Below are 17,610 nucleotides of genomic sequence, written 5' to 3'. Positions count from 1 at the left end.
TGCCGATGGACAACAGGTATGCCGGTTTTTCAAATTATTGCCAAACGTCTGGTAGGTCTTGTTTTTGTGGTATTGGGCGTTTCGGTTATTACCTTTATCGTTTCTCACCTGATTCCCGGTGATCCGGCCCGTCTTATTGCCGGTGACCGAGCCAGCGAAGCCATGGTTGATGCGATTCGTGAAAAACTGGGGTTGAATCTTCCCCTGTATGAGCAGTACTGGCTGTACCTGAAGGGTTTGTTGCAGGGTGATCTGGGTACCTCCATCCGTACGGGGCGCCCCGTGTTGCAGGATTTACTGGCGTTTTTTCCCGCTACCATGGAACTGGCGGTGGTCTCCCTGATACTGGCCATTCTAATAGGTGTGCCGCTTGGCGTACTGTCGGCAGTTTACAAAAACAAGTGGATTGACCAAATAACCAGAACCGTTTCTGTCATGGGTATTTCCATGCCGGCTTTTTGGCTTGGCATGGGGCTGATCATTATTTTTTATGGCAACCTTTCGTGGTTCCCTGCCGGTGGTCGGCTTAGCCAAGGCGTGCCCGTTCCGCCGTTTGTGACCGGTTTTTATCTGGTGGATTCGCTGCTGGCCGGAGAAATGCGGACTTTTTATAATGCACTCTGGCATCTTGTGTTACCCGCGCTTACTTTAAGTTTTGTGCACTTGGGCGTGGTCTCACGGCAGATCCGTTCCTCCATGCTGGAGCAGTTAAGCGAAGACTATATCCGTACCGCCAAAGCCTACGGTCTGCCCAAATGGCAGGTCATTCTCAGGCATGCCCTGCCCAATGCCCTGATTCCTTCAGTTACTGTGCTGGGCCTGGCCTTGGGGGACCTGCTATATGGGGCCGTGCTGACTGAAACCGTGTTCAGTTGGCCTGGCATGGGGTTGTATGTCGTCAATTCCATTCAGGCACTGGACTTTCCGGCAGTCATGGGTTTTGCCGTGCTGGTTTCTTTTGTGTATGTGTTGTTGAATCTGTTGGTGGATTTGCTGTATTTACTGATTGATCCACGTATTAAAGAGGTGGGTTAATGATGGCGATGGTTGCAGGTCTTAAACACCGGGGTTCCTATTTCTGGTATCAATTGCGACGCAGTCCCATGACCATGGTGGGGCTGGGTATTATTATTTTCATGTGCCTGGCGGCCTTGCTGGCCCCTGTATTGGCGCCTTACAACCCTGATGTCATCAATTTGCGGGCGCGATTGCAGCCACCCTCAATGGCCCATTGGTTTGGCACTGATGAAGTCGGACGCGATATTTTCAGCCGGGTTCTGTATGGTGGGCAACAATCCATCGGTGTGGGTTTGTTCGTGGCCTTTGTGGCCAGTTTCATCGGGACCATTATTGGCTGTTTTTCAGGTATTTTTGGCAAATGGGTTGACACCACTATTATGCGCATCATGGATGTGATGCTGTCGGTACCGTCTTTGGTCTTGACCATGGCGCTGGCCGCGGCATTGGGGCCCAGCCTGTTCAATGCCATGCTGGCCATTACCCTGGTGCGCGTTCCTTATTATGTCCGGCTGGCACGCGGGCAAACACTGGGTATTCGCGAAATGGTGTATGTCAAAGCCGCGCAGACGTTTGGTGCCAGTCGTCATCATATTGTGCAATGGCACGTGATTAGAAATGCCTTGCCCCCCATTATTGTGCAAACTACCCTGGATATTGGCAATGCCATATTAATGGCCGCGGCATTGGGGTTCATCGGTTTGGGAGCACAACAGCCCACAGCCGAGTGGGGGGCCATGGTTTCCGCCGGCCGTAATTTTCTGATTGACCAGTGGTGGTACTCCACTTTTCCCGGTCTGGCCATCTTAATCACGGCAATTGGCTTTAACTTGTTGGGTGATGGGGTGCGCGATATGCTGGACCCCAAACAGAAGGTGAAGTAATGCAAGACAATCAAGCTGGCCAGGTCAATGAATGGGTGCTTAGTGTGGAAGACTTGCGTGTTGAGTTTCCCATTTACAAAGGGGCGGTCAAAGCCCTGAATGGGGTTAACCTGCGGGTGGCTGCCGGTGAGATTGTGGGTCTGGTCGGAGAGTCAGGTTCGGGAAAATCGGTGTGTGCCATGATGGGAATGCGCTTGATTCCTTCTGACAGTTACCGGGTCACGAGTGGCAGCATCCATCAGTCGGGCAGGGATGTTCTGAAACTGAGTGAAAAACAAATGCGGGATATCCGGGGTAGTGAGGTCTCGATGATTTTTCAGGAGCCCATGACGGCCCTGAACCCGGTCATGAAAGTGGGCAAGCAAATCATTAATGTGATTTTGCAGCATCAATCCATCAGCCGGGCCAAGGCGAAAGAAAAAACCCTGGCTTTGCTGCGGGACATGTATATTGCCGACCCCGAGCGGGTTTTTGACAGTTATCCCTTTGAGCTGTCGGGTGGCATGCGTCAGCGTATCATGATTGCCCTGGCATTTTCCTGTGAACCGAAGTTGTTGATTGCCGATGAGCCGACAACAGCGCTGGATGTGACGGTGCAAAAACAGGTTTTGCTTTTGCTTCGTGAGCGGGCCCGTAAAACCGGCGCTGCTATTTTATTGATTACGCATGATATGGCGGTGGTTTCTCAGTTTTGTGAGCGGGTCTATGTCATGTACGCCGGGGCGGTGGTGGAAGACGGTTTCACCCGTGATGTCATGAAGCAGCCCCGACACCCTTATACGCAAGGCTTGCTGGCTGGTTTGCCGGAAAATGTAAAACCGGGTACGCCTTTGAAAACGATTGGTGGGCAGGTGCCCGACCTGGCGCAGTTGCCCGTTTGTTGCTCATTCATGAACCGTTGTGAACGCAAGGCAGACATTTGCAGCAAGGTACCTGATTTATTGCCTTTGACGTCAGACCCGTCTCATAAAGTGGCCTGCTGGATTGTGCAGCAAGAGGATGAACGAAATGCCCGATAACTGTCTTGTTTCCCTGAACGATATTCAGGTTCATTTTCCTGTGAAAAAAAACTGGCTGGGACACGTCAAGTCAACCGCGCATGTCCTGAACGGCATAAATTTGCAGGCTAATGCCGGTGAAACCCTGGGGATCGTGGGTGAGTCGGGATGTGGCAAAAGTACGCTTGCCCAGGTTCTGATGGGGCTGCTGCCGCCTACCCGTGGTACGGTTACCTGGCATACTGGCAGCGGCAAACCCAACATCCAGATTGTATTCCAGGACCCACAGTCTTCACTGGATCCTCGTTTGCCTGTCTGGAAGGTGATTACCGAGCCCATCCATATTCAAGGGGGACATTCACGTGCACAATTGCGTCAAATAGCGGCTGATCTGGCGGTTCAGGTGGGCTTGCGTGAAGAATATATGGATCGTTATCCACATGAGTTTTCGGGGGGACAGCGTCAGCGCATTGCCATTGCACGCGCGCTTGCCCCAAATCCTGATATTATTGTGCTGGATGAGCCCACTTCGGCACTGGACATTTCGGTTCAGGCACAAATTCTGAATTTGCTGAATGATTTGCAAAAAGCCAGGAATTTAAGCTATATCCTGATTTCCCATAATGTTTCAGTCATAAAACATATGAGCAAAAGGATTGCCGTGATGTATCTGGGGCAAATTGTCGAGTTGGGTCCCACGTCTGAAGTATTGCAAAAACCGGCGCATCCCTATACCGAACTTTTGCTGGATGCCGTCCCCGATATGGCCGGCAGCCAAACCATGACAGGGTCAATAGACTTGCCCGAATTGCCGGGTAACCGTCATTTGCCCAGTGGTTGTTTTTTTTATGACCGTTGTCATTACAGGGATGAAGAGGGTTGTCATCTTGCCCAGCCTTTGCGTTGCCTTGGGGCGGAGCAGGCAATAAGATGGGTCCGTTGTTACAAGAATATATATGAGAATTCAATCAGAGCAGAATCCACAGAAAGCGGCATCCAATAAATTAAATTTTGGCGTTATATTATCCCTGTTGCCGTATGTGTGGCAATTCAAGTGGCGCGTAGGCCTTGCGCTATTGTGTCTGGTGTTGGCCAAAGTGGCCAGCGTGATCTTACCTATTTTCCTGAAAGATATTGTCGATCAGCTGAGCATGCCGACCAATGCATTGGTTTTGCCGGTGGCCGCTTTGCTGGCCTACGGTTTGGCGCGCGTTTCCAGCAGTCTGTTCGGTGAGCTCAGGGATGCCCTGTTTGCCAAAGTAACGCAGGGTTCCATCAGGAAAATTGCCAAACGCATTTTTGAACACCTTTTTGGCTTGTCCATGCGGTTCCATCTGCTGCGTCAAACGGGTGGATTAAGCAGGGATATAGATCGGGGTACCAAGGGGATTGGTTTTGTCCTGAATTTTACCCTGTTCAATATTTTGCCCACCCTGCTTGAGTTATTGATGGTAATGGGTATTTTGCTGTGGCGCTACGATGTCTGGTTTGCGGGGGTAACGATGCTTACCATTGTTGCCTATATCCTGTTTACCTTTACCGTGACTGAAAAACGCATGGTCATGCGCCGGCGCATGAACAGTCTGGACAGCATGGCCAATACGCAGGCGATTGATGCTCTCATCAACTATGAAACCGTTAAGTATTTCAATAATGAAGCCTATGAAATCAATCGTTATGACGAGAATCTGGGCAAGTGGGTGGATTCGTCAGTCAAGAACCAGATTTCACTGAATTTCCTGAATGCGGGCCAGGGTGTCATTATTACCCTTGGGATTACCATTTTGCTGTGGATGTCGGCCGACCGGGTGGTACAGGGCAGCATGACGGTGGGTGATGTGGTGCTGGTCTCAGCTTACCTGACGCAACTGTATGCCCCCCTGAATTTTTTGGGTTTTATTTACCGTGAAATCAAGAACTCATTGTCTGATATGGAGCGCATGTTCGGTCTGATGGACGAGCAGCAGGAAATCAAGGATGATCCCGGTGCCATCGAATTGAACACCCGTCATGCCGAGATTGAATTCCGGGATGTGTGTTTTTCTTATGAAAGCGAACGGCAGATATTGCATCATGTCTCTTTCAAGATAGGGGCGGGTGAAACGGTTGCCGTGGTGGGAACGTCAGGAGCGGGCAAGTCCACCCTGTCTCGCTTGCTATTCCGTTTTTATGATGTCAGTTCGGGAAGCATCCTGATCAATGGCAGGGATATCCGTTCTTACACTCAATTAAGTCTGCGTCAGCACATTGGTATTGTGCCTCAGGATACGGTGCTGTTCAACAATACCATCTATTACAATATTGCCTACGGCCGTCCCTCGGCCACGCATGATGAGGTCATCGAAGCCGCCAAATCGGCCAGTATTCACCAGTTCGTGACCAGCCTGCCCGACGGGTATGAGTCACAGGTGGGTGAGCGGGGCCTGAAACTGTCGGGAGGTGAAAAGCAAAGGGTGGCCATTGCCCGCACCATTTTGAAAGATCCGCCCATTCTGGTGCTGGATGAGGCCACCAGTGCCCTGGATACCCGAACCGAGCGCAAGATTCAGGATGAACTGTTCCAGATTGCCAAAAACCGCACCACCCTGATTATTGCCCACCGGCTTTCCACCATTGTGGATGCCGACCGGATTATCGTGATGGATCAGGGCAGAATCATGGAGCAGGGCACCCATAGCGAATTGCTGGAGAAAAATGCCATTTATGCCCGTATGTGGGCCATGCAGTTTCAGGCATCTGACGTGGTTGAAGCGTCTGAATCCTGATTTTTATTCTTTAGCTGTCCAGATCGTTGATATGTAAAAATGCCCCGAATCGCTTCGGGGCATTTTGTTGTGCAGCTTTTAATTGGCCAATAATGGCCGGATTATTGCCGGATTACCGTTTGAGCTTGGCAAAGGCAGCAGCCATGGCGTTGTTGGCGGGTGGTTTATTATCGGCCTGTTGCTGACGGCCTTGCCCGCGGGGACGGTTGCCAGCCGGGGCACTGGCGTTGCCACGGTTTGCCGGCAGGGCATCGTCATTCATGCGCATGGTCAGGGCAATCCGTTTGCGTTGCGCGTCCACTTCCTGTACCTTGACCTGAACCGTTTGTCCGACCCTGACGACATCGCGCGGGTCTTTGACAAATTTGTCAGCCAGGGCGGAAATATGCACCAGGCCATCCTGATGTACGCCAATATCCACAAAGGCCCCAAAGTTGGCCACGTTGGTGACCACGCCTTCCAGGATCATGCCAGGCAACAGGTCGTTAATGGTTTCAATGCCTTCCTTGAACGTGGCGGTTTTGAACTCGGGACGTGGATCACGACCCGGTTTTTCAAGTTCACTGAAAATATCCCTGACCGTTGGCAAGCCGAAACGCTCATCAATAAAATCGGCGGGTGAAACCCCCTTGAGGGCATCTTTTTTGCCAATGATGGACTTGACATCGGCCTGGATCTTATCCAGGATGCGCGCGACGACCGGGTAGGCTTCAGGGTGAACCGCAGACGCATCCAGAGGATTGTCTCCGTTGGGGATACGCAGGAAACCGGCGGCCTGTTCAAAGGCTTTGGCACCAAAACGGGATACATTCATAAGGGCCGAACGGTTGGGGAAGGCCCCATTCTGGTCACGCCATTCCACAATGTTTTTGGCCAGGCTGGCATTCAGCCCCGAAACCCGGGTCAGCAGGGGGGCAGAGGCGGTATTTACATCAACACCCACCGCGTTCACGCAGTCTTCAATAACCGCATCCAGTGAACGGGCCAATTCACGTTGGTTGACATCGTGCTGGTATTGGCCAACACCAATCGCTTTGGGTTCAATTTTAACCAGTTCGGCCAGCGGGTCTTGCAGACGACGGGCAATGGAAACGGCCCCGCGCAGGCTGACATCCAGGTCGGGAAACTCTTTGGCGGCCAGTTCAGAGGCAGAGTAAACCGATGCACCGGCTTCGGAAACCACGATTTTCTTGACATCGGGGTTGGGGAAGGCCTGCAGCATGTCTGCCACCAGCTTTTCGGTTTCGCGTGAAGCGGTGCCATTGCCAATGGCAATCAACTGGATCTTGTGACGGGCAATTAGGGCGGCCAGGGTGCGAATGGACCCTTCCCGGTCGCGGCGTGGCTCAAACGGGTAAATAGTGGCGGTCTCAAGCAGTTTTCCGGTAGGATCAATGGCGGCAACCTTTACACCGGTACGAATGCCCGGGTCCAGTCCCAGAACCGATTTTGGTCCGGCCGGGGCGGCCAGCAGCAGGTCTTTCAGGTTGGCGGCAAACACCTTGATGGCTTCTTCCTCGGCCTGTTCGCGCAGCTTGCCCATCATTTCAGATTCAAAAGCGGTCAACAGCTTGACCCGCCATGTCCAGCGGGAAACCTCGGCCAGCCATTTGCCACGTGCATTGGCATCAATCGTGTAATCGGCATCCAGTTGCAGGAAATCGCTAATGCGAACCACACAGGGGTGGGGCACCAGAGCGTCCTGTTCTTCATTCAGGCCAATACGCAAATCAAGCATACCCTGCTGTCGTCCACGCAGTAACGCCAGAATGCGATGTGAAGGCAGGGTCTTGACCGGCTCCTTGAAATCAAACCAGTCACGGAAATTGTCGCCCTCGGCTTCCTTGCCTTCCACTACTTTGGAGTAGAGCCAACCCTGGTTCCATAAATGGTCGCGCATGTCGGCCAGCAGGTCGGCGTTTTCGGCAAAACGCTCGGCCAGAATGTCGCGGGCACCGTCAAGTGCTGCTTTGGCATCGTTGATTTTTAATTCAGGATTTAAGTACTGTTCGGCCAATTCGGCAGGTATCGCATTTTTATGGTCCAGAATTTCATCAGCCAGAGGTTCCAAGCCTGCCTCTTTGGCAATTTGGGCCCGGGTGCGACGCTTGGGCTTGAAGGGTGCATACAGGTCTTCAAGGCGCTGTTTGGTATCGGCAGCGCCAATCGCGGCTTCCAGTTCCGGAGTCAGTTTGTCCTGCTGGCTGATAGACTCGATAATGGCCAGGCGACGGGTTTCAAGTTCCCGAACATACAAAAGGCGGACTTCAAGATTACGCAAAACGGTATCGTCAAGACCACCGGTGACTTCTTTGCGGTAACGGGCTATAAAGGGAACGGTTGCGCCTTCATCAAGCAGGGAAACGGTAGCGGCAATTTGTGCCGGACGTACGTCCAGTTCCTGGGCCAGTAGCGTAATAATGCGTTGTTCATCAATGCCTGTGGCAGTTTCGGTACTTGGTGTTTCGGACATGTTTACTTAAGAATAATTAAAAACGAACTGTAAATTGTGCCATAAGCGGCAGGTTTGTAGTGAGGGGCTTGGTAATATTTATTAATTTGTATGCTTGCCTGCCGCTTGGTGCCGGATTATTTCGTCCTCATTTGGCAGATTGGTGCCGCAGCTTCGTTACCATCATTAAAATAGCGTATGGGCAGGTTGCCGTCATTTTTTGTTGTTTGGAAAGCGTGTGCGAGTTCTTGATTTTGAAATATCCGATTGGTTCCTGCAAGAAGGGCCTTTTGCTGGTGCGATACCGGGTTACAAGGTGCGGGATGCACAAATTCAGCTCGCGCAGGCTATTGATGAAACTATTCAGGCCAAATCGGTATTGGTGGCAGAAGCCGGTACCGGCACCGGTAAAACCTGGGCCTATCTGGTACCCGCGTTTTTGTCGGGTGGCAAGGTAATTGTGTCAACCGGTACCCGTACCTTGCAAGACCAGCTGTATGCCAAAGATGTACCGCGACTGAAAAAAGTCATGGCGCTGCCGGTGCATGTGGCCCTGCTTAAGGGGCGCAGCAATTATGTTTGTCATTATCATCTGGATCGCATGGAGCAGGATGACCGCTCATTGCGGTCAAAAGAAGAGGTGGTGCAGCTTCGGTATATCCGGCAATTTGCCGACCGCAGTCATACAGGCGACAAGACCGATTGTGCCAAGGTGCCCGAAGACGCCGATATCTGGGGTCGAGCCACTTCCACCCGCGAGAACTGCCTGAACCAGGATTGCCCCTTCGTTAAAGACTGTTTTTTGCTCAAGGCAAGGCGCAATGCCCAGGAAGCCGATGTGGTGGTTATCAACCATGCCCTGTTTTTTGCCGACCTGGTGTTAAAAGAAGAGGGTATTGCCGACTTGCTGCCGGCCGCCGATACCGTCATTTTTGATGAGGCGCATCAGTTGCCCGATACGGCCACCCGTTTCATGGGTGATACGGTTTCCACCGCGCAAATCATGGATTTCTTGAAAACAACCGAAGTCGCCTGCCTGGCCCAGGCACGTGATTCGGCGCGTTGGAGTGAGGCGTGCAAAAAAGTTGAATACTATGTGAAGGATTTGCGTCTGGTAGCTGCCGGTATCGATAAAATGCCGGGTAAAAGAGCCACCAGTGAGCAAATCCCCGAAGCGGAAAAATTCAATGAGGTGCTGGCCAATCTGGAGGACGAGCTGGACAGGCTGGTTCGCATGCTGGTGGCCGTGCAAGAGCGGCATCCGGACCTGATGGCCGCGGCCAAAAGTGGTGCCGAATTACGGGCCAAAATTTATCGCTGGACCCACAGTGCCTTGCCCGAGGTGGAGCCTGACGCGGTTGAACAGGATGAAAAAACAGGGCTTGTCAACAAGAAAGCCCGTCAGCAGGAAGAGCTTGTAAGGTGGGTGGAATTCGGCCTGCATCATTTGCGGTTGAACTCGGCTCCCTTGTCGGTGCATACCTTTGCCCACTATAAAAAACCGGATCAGGCCTGGGTGTTTACCTCGGCCACGCTTTCCGTTTATAAGGATTTTTCCCATTTCACCAGACAGCTGGGTTTGCACAATGCCCGCACCGAACGCTGGGAATCGCCTTTCAATTACAAAGACAAGGCTTTGTTATATGTGCCCAATCATTTGCCTGAAACCCAGTCTCCTGATTTTGCCCAGGCTTTTGTTGATACCTTGCTGCCCCTGATCAAGGCCTCGCCAGGGGGTGTATTGGTATTGTGCACCACGCTTAGGGCAGTTGATTATTTTGCTCATCTGCTGATCAAGGCGTTTGACCAGGAAGATATCGACCGTCCTGTGATGAGGCAAGGGGAAAGCACTCGCGGGCAACTTATCCAGCGTTTCAGGCAACATGCCAATGCCGTGCTGGTGGGTAGTGCCAGTTTTTGGGAAGGCGTGGATTTTCCGGGGGATATTCTTACGCTTGTGGCGATCGACAAACTGCCTTTCGCCCCACCTGATGATCCCGTGTTGGAAGCACGTATCAAGGCATGTCGTGAGCAAGGGGGTAACCCGTTTTTTGAATACCAGATTCCGGGTGCGGCGATTGCCCTGAAGCAGGGAGCCGGCCGCCTTATCCGCACTGAAAGTGACTGGGGTGTATTAATGGTGGGTGACCGCAGGCTGGTTGAAAAACCTTATGGAAAATTGCTATGGCGGGGTTTGCCTTCTTTTAGTCGAACCCGTTATCTGGAAGAGGCAGTGGAGTTTTTTGACAGGACCGATCCACTGGTTGATGAAGCTGCTCAAACCTGAATGACCTCAAGGTTATTGAATCGGTCCTAAAAAAATCTGGATGTTTTTCATCTTTTTGGGGGCTTTTCCCCCCAAGGCTAAGTTCAACGTTGTATTGAATTTTTTGTTTTTATTTTTTCATAAACAAAACCCCGGCAAATTGGCCATTTAAAAGCCATTTTGCGGGGTTTTGTCTGGCCGGTGACGGGGTTTGGGGTTTAGTTATTAAACCACGAGGCCGGTTTGAACATGTCGGTCCAGTGTTTGTCACCATCAAGACCCTGTGCATAATATTTACTGTCGGGGAAGTTTTGATCAAGCACACGTTTGGCATCGTTGGCTTGTTCGGTCAGGCCCAGTTTTTCATATGATTTCATCATGATATACAGGGCGCGCTCGGCTGCCTGGACGCCCGAGAAATCGCGAATGACCGCCTGGCTGCGATTGATGGCCGCCACATAGGCATCGCGCTTGTAGTAGTATTCGGCAACGTTCACTTCGTTTTCAGCAATGGTACTGACCAGCCAGGTAAGGCGGGCACGCGCATCGTGAGCGTAACGGCTGTCGGGGAAGCGGGTTATCAGTTCATTGAAGGCCTGATAAGATTGGCGCAGGCCTTTGGGGTCACGTTCGCTGGGATCCTGGCCGGTATAGCTGCTTAAGAATGCGCTTGGGGGGGTAAAGGTAACCAAGCCTTTCAGGTACAGCATGTAATCGGTGCCGGGATGGTTGGGGTACAATGCAAGGAAACGGTTAATGGCTGCTGTTGCCTGTTCGGGTTCGTCATCTTTCCAATAGACATACGCCTGGTCAATAAGAGCCTGTTGAGCCTGGCTGCTATATGGGAAACGGGTTTCCACTGCCTTCAGATGCTGGCTGGCACTTTTCCATTCAGAGGCGCGTACGTTGTCACGGGCTTCTTGGTAAAGCTGGTCTGCAGTCCAGCCTTGTGTTTTGTCTTCCTGGCTTTTGAACACACTACTGCACCCGACCAAAGCCAGGGAACACAGCACCAATAATGAGTGACGAATAATACTTTTTTGCATAATTAGATGGGTTACAGTAAGTTAAAGGCCAAAACGGTTTGCACAATGTTAGCATTGCGACACAACATTATATGATTATTAATCCATGTCTGATACCACAATTTCCCAACAAGATGAATTTATTGACACAGAACCACGAATTTTCAGGGTGCCCGTTTCGGTAAAAGGCGATCGCCTTGACAAGATACTGGCACAATTAATTCCCGAACATTCAAGAAGCCGATTGCAATCCTGGATAGAGTCGGGATATGTAACTGTAAACGAAAAGCCAGGTAAAGTCAGGCAGATTGTAGGCGCCAGTGACATTATCACTGTCTGTGAGCCCGTTGCCGAAGAAAGCCTGGCGTTTACGCCAGAACCGGTTGAATTTACCGTTTTGGAGGAAAGCAGTCAATGGATAGTGGTTGAAAAGCCTGCCGGGTTGGTTACCCATCCGGGTGCCGGTAATTGGCATGGCACCCTGTTAAATGGTTTGCTTTACCGTTTTCCCGAATTGGTGCATGTGCCTCGTGCCGGTATTGTTCATCGGCTGGATAAAGACACGTCGGGTCTTTTGGTGGTTGCCCGTACAGAGCAGGCGCAAACCCATCTGGTTCGGCAATTGCAGGCCCGCACAGTGGGGCGTGAATATGTGGCCCTGGTCATGGGCAAGGTTATGCCACAGGGAACCATAGATGCCCCGATTGGGCGCGACCGTAAAGTACCGGTAAGGATGTCCACCGATAATCCCATTGCGCCTAAAGAAGCTCGTACTCATTACGCTTTGCTGGCATCGGGGATGGTGGAAGATAAAGCTGTTTCATGGGTGCGATGCAAACTGGAAACCGGACGGACGCATCAAATCAGGGTGCACCTGTCCAGTATCGGGCATTCGCTTCTGGGCGATGAGTTGTACGGTGGAAAACCATGGGCGGGGGCGCAACGGCAAATGTTGCATGCACGGCGTTTGCAATTCATTGATCCTGAGACCGAAACGATGCGTGAATTTGAATCTGCGCTGGCGCAAGACATGCAGCAGGTTATTGCCAATATTCAATGGGAAGAGGCTTCACAATGACAGATGCGAAAGTGGGGTTCTGTAATGAAAATCAGGCATTGGTCAAAACGGTCACTGGACATCAATGGCCCGGTGTACAGTATTTCTGTACCACTCGACAGGGGGGATTCAGCCAGTCGCCCTATGACTCTCTGAATATGGGGATGCATACGGGGGATGATCCGCTGGCTGTGGAACAAAATAGAAGCCGGTTGCAGTGTATGTTGCCAGGTCCTGTGGTGTGGCTTGAGCAGGTGCATGGTACCGATGTATATGATGCGGATCTGTTTGACGCAAAAGACAGGCCCATAACGGCTGATGCCGCGGTGACGACAGAACGCAACCGGGTACTGGCCATTATGACGGCTGATTGCCTGCCGGTTGTGATGGCTTCGGAGGATGGTGAGGTGATTGGTGCCGCTCATGCCGGTTGGCGCGGTTTGCTTAATGGGGTGCTCGAAAAGACCTTGGAAAAAATGAAACGCAAAACCCATCGGAAATGTTTTCGGGCATGGGTTGGGCCGGCCATTGGATTTGAGGCTTTTGAGGTGGGACAAGAGGTTTATGACGCTTTTATTAATCGTGATAAAAATCAGGCGTTGTTTTTTCGACCACATCCACAAAACAAGGGAAAATGGCTGGCCGATTTGTCAGGGCTTGCCGTGCATCGCTTAAGTGAAAATGGTGTAAGTGCTGTTGAGGAAAGCAAATTTTGTACTTTCTCGGATCGGGAACGTTTTTTTTCATATCGCAGACAGGGTCGGACGGGACGGATGGTGACTGTTGTGTGGAAGATAAAACCATAGATCTGAACGCCACCCCAGGTAAGGTTATTCCCTGTGAAGTTGAATAACTTTGATTATTCCTTTATCTTAAAGGTATTGATGCAAGTAAAACGTTGTTACGCTTTTTACGCGTTCACGTTTTTCGGGAATAAAAAGGGGGTGCAAACGATGAAGTATGATCAATTTACAAAAAATATGCCCTGGATGATGCCAATGGTCAATCCAGAGCATATCCAGCAATTGCAAACGGAGTTCACTGAAAACTTCAGGCAACTCATGTTGCAGGCCTCCCAGGGAAGTCTGCCCCCTGTCAAAGACCGTCGTTTCAGCAGTGAGGCCTGGCAGCAAAATCCGCAGTTTTCCGCATTGGCCCATCTTTATCTGCTTTCAGCCAGCACGATGAACAAATGGGTTGAGCAACTGGAGATTCCCGATGCCAGTCGCGAACGTTTAAGGTTCTCGATCACGCAATGGCTGGACGCTTTTGCACCCTCCAATTTTTTTGCCTTGAATCCTGATGCCCTGAAAGCTTTTCAGGAAAGCAAGGGTGAGTCGTTGCAAAAAGGTATGGCTAACCTAATGCATGACCTGCAAAAAGGGCGTATTACCCAAACTGATGAAACGGTTTTTGAAGTGGGACGCAATCTGGCGATTACCGAGGGCTCGGTGGTATTTGAGAACCCGTACTTCCAGCTTATTCAATACAAACCGCAAACTCCTACCGTACATGAAACCCCTTTATTGATGGTGCCACCTTGCATTAATAAATACTATATTCTTGATCTTCAGCCAGAAAACTCAATGGTGGCGTATACCGTTGCCCAAGGGCATACCGTATTTCTGGTGTCCTGGCGCAATCCCTTGCCGGAAGACAAGGATGACATTCAAAATGCCACTTGGGAAGATTACATTGAGAATGGTGTTTTAAAAGCCATCTCGGTCGTGTCCGATATTTCAGGTAAAGAAAAAATCAATGCGCTGGGTTTTTGTGTCGGTGGGACCATGCTGGCGTGTGCCTTGGCCGTTGCGCGCAAACGTGGCCAGGATCCAGTGGCGGCCTTATCCCTGTTAACCACTTTCCTTGATTTTGAACATACCGGAATCATGGATGTATTTGTGGATGAGGCACATGCCTCGTTGCGTGAGCAGCAGTTGGGACAAGGCGGTTTGTTGACAGCCGCTGAATTGGGAACGACATTTTCATTTTTGCGCCCTAATGAGCTGGTCTGGAATTATGTGGTTAATAACTACCTGAAAGGGCAGTCACCTGCCGCCTTCGACCTGCTTTACTGGAATGCCGATGGTACCAATTTGCCGGGTCCTTTCTTTACCTGGTATTTCCGTAACACTTATCTGGAAAACAATCTTAAAAAGCCCAATTACCTCAGTATTTCAGGCACGCCTGTAGATCTTGGTCTGCTGGATATGCCGGTGTACATTTACGCGTCCAAAGATGATCATATCGTGCCCTGGGACTCGGCTTACGCGTCCACGCATATTCTGCAAGGCCCCAAACGATTTGTGTTGGGGGCATCAGGTCATATTGCTGGCGTCATCAACCCGCCCGCGAAAAACAAACGTCATTACTGGGTTTCCAGTGCCGAGACGGAGCAGGTGTTTCCGGTTAGCAGTCAATGGTTTGACAATACGAGACAGGTTCAGGGCAGCTGGTGGCCAGACTGGTCTGAATGGCTGGCTTCCCATGCCGGTAAAAAAGTGCGAGCCAAGAAAACAGCCGGTAATGGTACTTACCCTGAGTTAGAGCCAGCGCCCGGAAAATATGTAAAAGTTAAGGCAGTATAGTATTAATTTTTGTAAATGAGTCAATAAAAAACCGGAGATCTTATGAGTCAGAAAATTGCATATGTAACAGGTGGAATGGGTGGTATTGGAACCTCCATATGCCAGCGTTTATACAAAGAAGGTTTCAAGGTTATTGCGGGTTGCGGGCCTAACCGAAATGCCCAGAAATGGATCGACGAGCAAGCCGCATTGGGGTACAAGTTTTTTGCTTCTACAGGTAACGTTGCCGACTGGGATTCAACGGTTGCCGCTTTTGATAAAGTCAAAAAAGAGCATGGTCCGGTAGATGTGCTGGTGAATAACGCCGGTATTACCCGTGATGGTGTTTTTCGTAAAATGAGCCTTGAAGACTGGAAAGTGGTCATGGATACCAACCTGAACAGTCTGTTCAATGTCACCAAACAGGTGATTGAGCACATGTATGAAAAACGTTGGGGACGTATTATCAACATCAGTTCTGTTAATGGTCAGAAAGGTCAGTTTGGCCAAACCAACTACTCGACTGCCAAAGCGGGTATTCACGGCTTTACCATGGCATTGGCCCAGGAAGTGGCCAGTCGCGGTGTAACGGTTAACACCGTTTCTCCGGGTTACATCGGTACCGAAATGGTTCGTGCCATTCGTCCCGAAATTCTGGAACAAATTGTGGGTACCATTCCTGTTCGTCGCTTGGGTACACCTGAAGAAATCGCCTCAATGGTGGCGTGGCTGGCTTCTGAGGATGCCGGCTTCAGTACCGGCGCCGACTTTTCGGTGAATGGCGGCTTGCATATGGGGTAATTCCTTGCCCCACCCTTTGGGGTGGGGTTGTACACTTCCTTCTATAAATTATTATGATAAATTCATCCGAAACCGGTCAAACACGCATTATTAAAAAATACCCCAATCGCCGGCTTTACGACACTGAATCCAGTACTTATATTACCCTGGCCGATGTCAGGAAACTGGTGCTTGATAATGTCAAGTTTCAAGTGCTGGATGCCAAAACCGGTGAAGACATTACCCGAAGTATTTTGCTGCAAATTATTCTTGAGCTTGAGGGGGGCGGGGTACCCATGTTCAGCTCCACCATGCTCGAGCATATTATCCGTTTCTATGGCAATGCCATGCAGGGGGTAATGGGTACATACCTGGAAAAAAACATGCAGGCTTTTGTGGATATCCAGGAACGCCTGGCCGATCAGTCCAAGAACATGTATGGTGCCCAGTTCAATCCAGACGCCTGGGCACAATTCATGAGTATTCAGGCGCCGGTCCTGAATAATGCCATGAGTAATTATGTAGAACAATCCAAGAATTTGTTTGTACAAATGCAGGAACAAATGCAAAACCAGACTCAAAACATGTTTGGGGTTTTTCCTTTTGTCGCACCGCAAGATAAAGAGAAAAAATAAGGTTTGCCGGCTCTTTGGCTCATTTAACCGTTTGTTTGCCTGAATGGGGAATGTGTTGACAGCATGTCAACATATTTTCCAACCTGGCGAGTCTCAGCGTCCAGGAACGCTTCAATGGCCGCGGCAAAATCTTTTCTGGCAATCCAATGTGCTGAATAGGTGGTAACTGGCAGCAAACCACGGGCCAGCTTATGTTCACCCTGGGCACCTCCTTCAAAATAACGGAATTTGTTGTCGATGCAAAATTCGATGCCTTGCATGTAGCAGGTCTCAAAATGCAGGCCTGGAATAAATTCATGCGCACCCCAATAACGACCATAAACGGTATCATCACCAATAATATTCAGGGCGCAGGCAATGGGCTGGTTGTTTTTCAGGGCAAGAACCAGCAAGACGTTTTCGGGGCATTTTTGCAGGTATGCATGGAAAAATTCCCGGTTTAGATAGGGTTCACGACCACGTTCGTAATAGGTGTTTTGATAGCAGGAAATAAAAAAATCCAGTGTTTCCGGTTCAATGTCTCGCCCACGCAAATGCCTGAAATTGACGCCGGCAGCCAGTACCTTTTTTCGGTCCTGACGGATTTTTTTACGTTTGTCGTAATTGAGCTGCTTCAGGAAGTCCTCAAAACTGGCATAGCCCGGGTTATGCCAATGAAACTGTACATCTTCCCTGATCATATAACCGCACTCACGCAGAATGTTTAAATCGTCGTGGTGGGGGAACAGGATATGAAGGGAAGAAACTCCCATTCTTTTGGCAATTTCAATGGCCTGCTCAGCCAGAATCCGTTTGTGTTGTGCATTGTTGGCCAGTAGCCGTGGCCCGGTAACCGGGGTAAATGGGATGCTGCAAACCAGTTTGGGATAATACGCCAGACCATGACGCTCAAAGGCATTGGCCCATGCCATATCAAAAACAAATTCACCACGTGAGTGGGTTTTTACATATAGTGGCATCAGTCCCAAGGGCGTTTGCTGTTCGTCTTGCAAATAAAGGTACTGTGCGTACCATCCGCACTCGGGAGCAACACAGGTGCTGGTGTGCAGCGTTTGCAGGAAATCGGGACTGGCGAAGGGGTTTTTCTGGCAGAATGACTGCCAGGTGTCAGCCTTTAGGTCTGAGGGTGAATCAAGTATTGAAATTTGAAGTTTTTGGGACATA

At 50.5% G+C, this 17,610-nt stretch carries 14 protein-coding genes; 11 read left to right on the top strand and 3 right to left on the bottom strand.

Annotation, left to right across the window (positions count from 1 at the left end; all coding sequences use genetic code 11):
- The first annotated feature begins 18 nt into the window (after positions 1-18).
- The 5 genes from KU392_RS06830 to KU392_RS06810 are packed head-to-tail and all read left to right on the top strand — an operon-like array spanning position 19 to position 5,664.
- A complete protein-coding gene (locus tag KU392_RS06830) occupies positions 19-1,035 on the top strand; it encodes an ABC transporter permease (RefSeq protein ID WP_169295133.1) in 1,017 nt (338 codons plus the stop codon).
- Positions 1,035-1,901, top strand: a complete 867-nt coding sequence (gene ddpC / locus KU392_RS06825; protein WP_169295132.1) for a D,D-dipeptide ABC transporter permease — start codon at positions 1,035-1,037, stop codon at positions 1,899-1,901. The genes KU392_RS06830 and ddpC overlap by 1 nt, the downstream gene beginning before the upstream one ends.
- The gene (locus KU392_RS06820) at positions 1,901-2,920 is read left to right on the top strand and encodes an ABC transporter ATP-binding protein (protein WP_169295131.1); all 1,020 of its coding nucleotides are present in this window, start codon (positions 1,901-1,903) and stop codon (positions 2,918-2,920) included. Before ddpC ends, KU392_RS06820 begins: the two co-directional genes overlap by 1 nt.
- Positions 2,910-3,902 (top strand): oligopeptide/dipeptide ABC transporter ATP-binding protein, encoded by a 993-nt coding sequence (locus tag KU392_RS06815; protein ID WP_169295130.1) that lies wholly within the window; start codon positions 2,910-2,912, stop codon positions 3,900-3,902. Before KU392_RS06820 ends, KU392_RS06815 begins: the two co-directional genes overlap by 11 nt.
- A complete protein-coding gene (locus KU392_RS06810) occupies positions 3,856-5,664 on the top strand; it encodes an ABCB family ABC transporter ATP-binding protein/permease (RefSeq protein ID WP_217734940.1) in 1,809 nt (602 codons plus the stop codon). The genes KU392_RS06815 and KU392_RS06810 overlap by 47 nt, the downstream gene beginning before the upstream one ends.
- 112 nt (positions 5,665-5,776) lie before the next feature.
- Here KU392_RS06810 and KU392_RS06805 read toward each other — a convergent pair whose 3' ends face one another.
- Positions 5,777-8,137: a Tex family protein gene (locus KU392_RS06805; RefSeq protein WP_217734939.1), complete on the bottom strand. Its 2,361-nt coding sequence runs from the start codon at positions 8,135-8,137 to the stop codon at positions 5,777-5,779.
- 217 nt (positions 8,138-8,354) lie between these two features.
- Between KU392_RS06805 and yoaA the strand changes: the two genes are divergently transcribed.
- Positions 8,355-10,403, top strand: a complete 2,049-nt coding sequence (gene yoaA, locus KU392_RS06800; protein WP_217734938.1) for a DNA repair helicase YoaA — start codon at positions 8,355-8,357, stop codon at positions 10,401-10,403.
- A gap of 197 nt (positions 10,404-10,600) precedes the next feature.
- On the opposite strand, the gene KU392_RS06795 is transcribed toward yoaA, so the two are convergent.
- Positions 10,601-11,428, bottom strand: coding sequence for an outer membrane protein assembly factor BamD (locus tag KU392_RS06795; RefSeq protein ID WP_169295126.1), 828 nt, complete (start codon positions 11,426-11,428; stop codon positions 10,601-10,603).
- A gap of 85 nt (positions 11,429-11,513) precedes the next feature.
- Between KU392_RS06795 and KU392_RS06790 the strand changes: the two genes are divergently transcribed.
- From KU392_RS06790 to phaR, 5 genes are all read left to right on the top strand, one after another.
- Positions 11,514-12,485, top strand: coding sequence for an RluA family pseudouridine synthase (locus KU392_RS06790; RefSeq protein WP_169295125.1), 972 nt, complete (start codon positions 11,514-11,516; stop codon positions 12,483-12,485).
- Positions 12,482-13,270, top strand: coding sequence for a peptidoglycan editing factor PgeF (pgeF, locus tag KU392_RS06785; protein ID WP_217734937.1), 789 nt, complete (start codon positions 12,482-12,484; stop codon positions 13,268-13,270). Before KU392_RS06790 ends, pgeF begins: the two co-directional genes overlap by 4 nt.
- A 147-nt stretch (positions 13,271-13,417) precedes the next feature.
- Entirely contained in the window at positions 13,418-15,052 is a 1,635-nt protein-coding gene (locus KU392_RS06780) for a PHA/PHB synthase family protein (RefSeq protein WP_246587359.1), read from the top strand.
- 42 nt (positions 15,053-15,094) lie between these two features.
- Positions 15,095-15,832, top strand: coding sequence for an acetoacetyl-CoA reductase (gene phbB / locus KU392_RS06775; RefSeq protein WP_169295123.1), 738 nt, complete (start codon positions 15,095-15,097; stop codon positions 15,830-15,832).
- A 53-nt stretch (positions 15,833-15,885) separates the two neighbouring features.
- Entirely contained in the window at positions 15,886-16,446 is a 561-nt protein-coding gene (gene phaR / locus KU392_RS06770) for a polyhydroxyalkanoate synthesis repressor PhaR (protein ID WP_211182381.1), read from the top strand.
- Between the two features lie 23 nt (positions 16,447-16,469).
- Here phaR and KU392_RS06765 read toward each other — a convergent pair whose 3' ends face one another.
- Positions 16,470-17,609 (bottom strand): GNAT family N-acetyltransferase, encoded by a 1,140-nt coding sequence (locus KU392_RS06765; protein WP_217734936.1) that lies wholly within the window; start codon positions 17,607-17,609, stop codon positions 16,470-16,472.
- Between the last annotated feature and the right edge of the window lies 1 nt (position 17,610).

This window comes from Advenella alkanexedens, from assembly GCF_019132845.1.
GTDB lineage: Bacteria > Pseudomonadota > Gammaproteobacteria > Burkholderiales > Burkholderiaceae_B > Advenella > Advenella alkanexedens.
This window is presented reverse-complemented; position numbering and strand designations above follow the sequence as displayed.

Coding starts and splice junctions, on each gene's coding strand:
- KU392_RS06795 (WP_169295126.1), bottom strand. CDS start 11,428: ATGCAAAAAAGTATTATTCGTCACTCATTATTGGTGCTGTGTTCCCTG.
- KU392_RS06765 (WP_217734936.1), bottom strand. CDS start 17,609: ATGTCCCAAAAACTTCAAATTTCAATACTTGATTCACCCTCAGACCTA.
- KU392_RS06815 (WP_169295130.1), top strand. CDS start 2,910: ATGCCCGATAACTGTCTTGTTTCCCTGAACGATATTCAGGTTCATTTT.
- KU392_RS06805 (WP_217734939.1), bottom strand. CDS start 8,137: ATGTCCGAAACACCAAGTACCGAAACTGCCACAGGCATTGATGAACAA.
- KU392_RS06790 (WP_169295125.1), top strand. CDS start 11,514: ATGTCTGATACCACAATTTCCCAACAAGATGAATTTATTGACACAGAA.
- KU392_RS06780 (WP_246587359.1), top strand. CDS start 13,418: ATGAAGTATGATCAATTTACAAAAAATATGCCCTGGATGATGCCAATG.
- KU392_RS06830 (WP_169295133.1), top strand. CDS start 19: ATGCCGGTTTTTCAAATTATTGCCAAACGTCTGGTAGGTCTTGTTTTT.
- KU392_RS06820 (WP_169295131.1), top strand. CDS start 1,901: ATGCAAGACAATCAAGCTGGCCAGGTCAATGAATGGGTGCTTAGTGTG.
- ddpC (WP_169295132.1), top strand. CDS start 1,035: ATGATGGCGATGGTTGCAGGTCTTAAACACCGGGGTTCCTATTTCTGG.
- pgeF (WP_217734937.1), top strand. CDS start 12,482: ATGACAGATGCGAAAGTGGGGTTCTGTAATGAAAATCAGGCATTGGTC.
- KU392_RS06810 (WP_217734940.1), top strand. CDS start 3,856: ATGAGAATTCAATCAGAGCAGAATCCACAGAAAGCGGCATCCAATAAA.
- phaR (WP_211182381.1), top strand. CDS start 15,886: ATGATAAATTCATCCGAAACCGGTCAAACACGCATTATTAAAAAATAC.
- phbB (WP_169295123.1), top strand. CDS start 15,095: ATGAGTCAGAAAATTGCATATGTAACAGGTGGAATGGGTGGTATTGGA.